4 protein-coding genes and 1 pseudogene are annotated in these 4,129 nt (G+C 31.9%); 2 read left to right on the forward strand and 3 right to left on the reverse strand.

Features of this window, described 5'->3' with window-relative positions; translation table 11 throughout:
* Positions 1-546, forward strand: a pseudogene (locus ACMUOV_RS07220) (L-lactate dehydrogenase); the annotation flags it as partial.
* 40 nt (positions 547-586) lie between these two features.
* A complete protein-coding gene (locus tag ACMUOV_RS07225) occupies positions 587-1,960 on the forward strand; it encodes an SLC13 family permease (RefSeq protein WP_413854449.1) in 1,374 nt (457 codons plus the stop codon).
* 65 nt (positions 1,961-2,025) lie between these two features.
* On the opposite strand, the gene ACMUOV_RS07230 is transcribed toward ACMUOV_RS07225, so the two are convergent.
* Genes ACMUOV_RS07230 through ACMUOV_RS07240 form a run of 3 tightly spaced genes read right to left on the reverse strand, consistent with a single transcriptional unit; the run spans position 2,026 to position 3,924 of the window.
* Entirely contained in the window at positions 2,026-2,691 is a 666-nt protein-coding gene (locus ACMUOV_RS07230) for a SurA N-terminal domain-containing protein (protein ID WP_413854450.1), read from the reverse strand.
* Positions 2,692-2,695: 4 nt separating this feature from the next.
* The gene (locus ACMUOV_RS07235; protein ID WP_413854451.1) at positions 2,696-3,076 is read right to left on the reverse strand and encodes a bactofilin family protein; all 381 of its coding nucleotides are present in this window, start codon (positions 3,074-3,076) and stop codon (positions 2,696-2,698) included.
* On the reverse strand, positions 3,064-3,924 hold the full coding sequence (locus ACMUOV_RS07240; RefSeq protein ID WP_413854452.1) for a M23 family metallopeptidase: 861 nt from the start codon (positions 3,922-3,924) through the stop codon (positions 3,064-3,066). Before ACMUOV_RS07240 ends, ACMUOV_RS07235 begins: the two co-directional genes overlap by 13 nt.
* Positions 3,925-4,129: the final 205 nt, after the last annotated feature.

Here is a 4,129-nt window from a genome sequence, read left to right on the forward strand (position 1 = left end):
CCTGCAAGTAAAGTTATAGGTTCGGGAACTTTACTTGATTCGGCACGTTTCAGATATGAAATAGCAAAACACTGTAATATTGATGCAAGAAGCGTGCATGCATACATTTTAGGTGAACATGGAGACAGTGAGTTTCCTATATGGAGTAAGGCAACCGTAGGCGGTGTAAATATACAAAATCATTGTATGTTATGTAATGATAAAAAAGATTGTAACCATACGGAAAAACTTACATCAATTTTTAATAATGTAAAAAATTCGGCTTATAAAATAATAGAAAAAAAAGGTGAAACTTCTTATGGAATAGGGCTTGCGCTTACAAGAATAACCGAAAGTATTTTGTTAAATGAAAATTCCGTTCTTCCCGTTTCCGTGCTTATAAAAGATTTTTACGGAGTTAACGATGTGTATTTAAGTTTGCCGTCTGTAATAAATTCGGACGGAATAAGGCAAGTTCAGCAGATAGAATTTAATGATAAAGAAAAAGAAGCATTTATAAATTCTGCAAAAATTTTAAAAAATTTATTAAAAGAAATCGGTATTTAAAAATATTTAATAATAAAATTTATTTGAAAAGGATAATAATATGTTACTGGCACAAATTTTTGCCGTTATAATTTTTCTTGTAATGTTTACTTTAATAATTACGGAAAAATTTGAAAGGCATCAGGTTACACTTGTTTGCGGAGCTTTAACTTTGATTTGTGTTTTCGGAATAGGTTTCGGCTTTAGTTCAAAATCCGTTTTGGCAATAAGTGAAACTTTAAATATTAAAGATGTTTTCAGTTTAGGATTTTGGTATACGAAAAATGCTCATTTAAGTTCTAAAGGAATAGATTGGGCCACAATATTATTTATTGCCGGAATGATGGTAATGGTTGAAGGTATGGCAAGGGTCGGTTTTTTCAGATGGCTTTGTATGCGCCTTGCAAAAGCCGTTAATTATAAAGTGATACCCATATTTATTACTTTTATGTTATTGTCGGCTGTGCTTTCAATGTTTATAGATTCAATTACGGTTATTTTATTTTTGGCTGCCGTTACGGTAGAACTTTCGTTCCTTTTGGATTTTAATCCGATATCAATGATACTTGCCGAAATTTTTTGTGCCAATTTAGGCGGTTCTTCAACAATGTGCGGAGATCCTCCTAATATTATTATCGGTTCGAAACTCGGTTATACATTTATGGACTTTTTATGTAATACCGGTATTATTGCATTGATAGGTTTAATTTTTACTCTTGCCTATTTTTATTTTATTTGCAGAAAAGAGTTTTCGCAGCATGGCCGAAAAATTGACAGAAGAACTTTCCCCAGGCCCGAATCCGCAATTACGGACAAAACCGGTTTTTTTATAAGTTGTATAATTTTTGCTTGTGCAATTATTCTTTTAATAACACATGCACAAACACATTTAAGCGTTGCAGCGATAGGTGTTTTTATAGCATTTGTTACACTTGTTACTAGCGGGAAATATATAATTATGTTAATTAAAAATATAGATTATAAAACTTTGCTTTTTTTTGTCGGGCTTTTCATTGTTGTAGGCGGGCTTGAACAAACGGGAATACTTGAATTGATTGCCAACCTTATTGAAAAAACATCAGCCGGAAACCCTTATGTTTTGATTGCAATTATTATTTGGGTTAGTGCAATTGCTTCGGCATTTATTGATAATATTCCTTTTGCGGCAACTATGATACCCGTAATTCAGTCGCTTGCCGTAACAAGCGGAATTCCTTTGGCAACAATGAGTTGGGCGCTTTCAATAGGAACCGATATCGGCGGTAGTGCAACACCGATAGGTGCAAGTGCAAATGTTGTGGGAACTTCGGTTTCTGCAAAAGCGGGTTATTCAATAAGTTGGGCAAGATATTGTAAAATTTCCGTTCCGGCAACCGTAATGGTTATAGTTATAAGCACAATATATATGTTTATAGTTTATTTACCTGCAAAATAATAATTTAAAGAAATAAATTTTGAAACGGATTTTTATTTTGAGTTGTTGTTTTACGGACAAAAAAATTAATTTTCTTTTAACATTGTGAATTTTATTTTACTGTTTTGTAAAACCTGATTAAACCAATCATTTAAAATTTCATTGTTTTTTTGTTGTAATATAATATTTTTATCGGATGTTTTATAACTTTCTTTCGAATAATCAATTTCTGCTTGGCTTACATTTGATATTGCCGATGCAATAAGAACTTGAACTTTTCTTGATATAAGTTGTTTTCTTCTGTATTCTTCAAAATCTTTAGGGGCTAACCTTATATTATTTAAAAAAGCGAAATAAATTCTGCTGTCAAAAAAACCTTTATCGTTTACGAAAAAAGGGAAATGTTGAATGTCGTTTGCAAGTTCTTCGTTAGAAACAACAATTCCGTATTTTTCGGCCTGTTGATAAATTAATTCGTCTTTAACCAAACTTTGTAAAATATTTGCCTGAATTGCTTTGGCGGTTGCCTCTGTAAATTCATGGTTGGATTGTCTGTGCATATTTATTGCATTGTTATATAACGAATAATATACTCTGTATGGAATTTCGGTTCCGTTTACAACCGCAACCGTGTCTATACTTGACCTGTCACTGAAAAGATAACTGCCGAACCCTACAAAAGTTCCGGCAAAAAAGCCGATAATTGTAATTAAAAATATTTTTACTTTATGCTTAATTAAAAAATTTATCATAGTACTATTCCTCTTTTGTATTGTCTGCTGCTTCTTCCAAAAAGCTTAACATTGAACTTTTTCCTTCAAAAACGGCACCTTCGGCAACAGAAAGAATTTTTGTTTGAATATTACCTATAACTTTTGACTTGTTTAATAATTCAACGGCTTGGCTTGAAATAATATTGCCTTCAACACTGCCGTCAACAATAACATATTCGGCATTTATGTTTCCGGTAATTTTTGCTTTTTCACCTACTATAACTCCTAAAGCTTTTTTTATATTACCCGTAAAATTACCGTCAACACGAACTGTTTTATCGGTAGATATGTCTCCTTTAAAGCAGGATTCCTGCCCGATAAAACTTTCTATGGTATCAAATTGTTTTTTGTTTATTTTTCCCATTGTTTTAAATATTTCCCCGGATTTATAGGTTTATTTTTATAATGAATTTCATAATGTAGGTGTGAACCTGTTGACCTTCCGGAACTTCCCATCTTTGCAACTTCCTGTCCTTTTTCTACAAATTCACCTTTTTTGACCAAAATTTTTGAAAGATGTGCATAAATTGTTTTATATTGATTGCCGTGCCCTATAACCAAAACTTTACCGTAACCTCTTTGAATACCTGCAAATAAAACAATTCCGTCGGCAGTTGAACGAACGGTTGTTCCGTGAATATTTGCTATATCAATTGCGGAATGGAAAAATTTATACCTTAAAATAGGGTGTATTCTAAAACCGTAAGGGGAAGAAATTGTTCCTTCACATGGCCATATTGAAGGTGTGTATCTGAATTTTACTCTTTGTACATTTATGTCATTTGCAATTTCCGAATAGCTTTTTATGCTTGCTTTATATTCTTCAATAAGTTGTGTTGCTTGTTTTGAAACGGTATCAAAAGACAATGTATTTATGTTTCCGTTTACTGCCGTTATTAACGCATTCGCTTCTACGGGTGTAGGTCCTCCGTAACCTAAATTGTCTTCAAGTATTACTCTTTTTGAACCCATTGCAAGAAGTTCCCTGATATGTTCATCGTTATGCTTTACCTGTTGTAACATATGCATTGATTGTGCTATTTTATCGGAAAGGAAAGCCATTCTTAAATGCATTATTTTGTTATCTGCTTTTATTTTTAAATAATCAATTTTTTGTCCTGAAACATAACCTGCCCACAAAGTAAGCCCCGTCCAGGAAACAAGACACACCGATAAAAAAAGCAAAGAAAAATTAAATTTTATCGGTTTCATACTGCTGTGCGGTATCAATACGATAGTTATTTTTCTTTTTAATTCTTTTAAAATCTTATTTGTATATTTAATAAACATAGGTTTAAATTATACAATAAATAACATAAAAAAGCAAAAAGTGTATTGGTTAAACACATATGCGACATTTTATAATTATTAAGAATATATTGTAAAGGTGATTTTAAGTTTAAAGAAAAATGAGGTC

Source organism: Candidatus Ruminimicrobium bovinum (assembly GCF_902760015.1).
GTDB lineage: Bacteria > Elusimicrobiota > Endomicrobiia > Endomicrobiales > Endomicrobiaceae > Ruminimicrobium > Ruminimicrobium bovinum.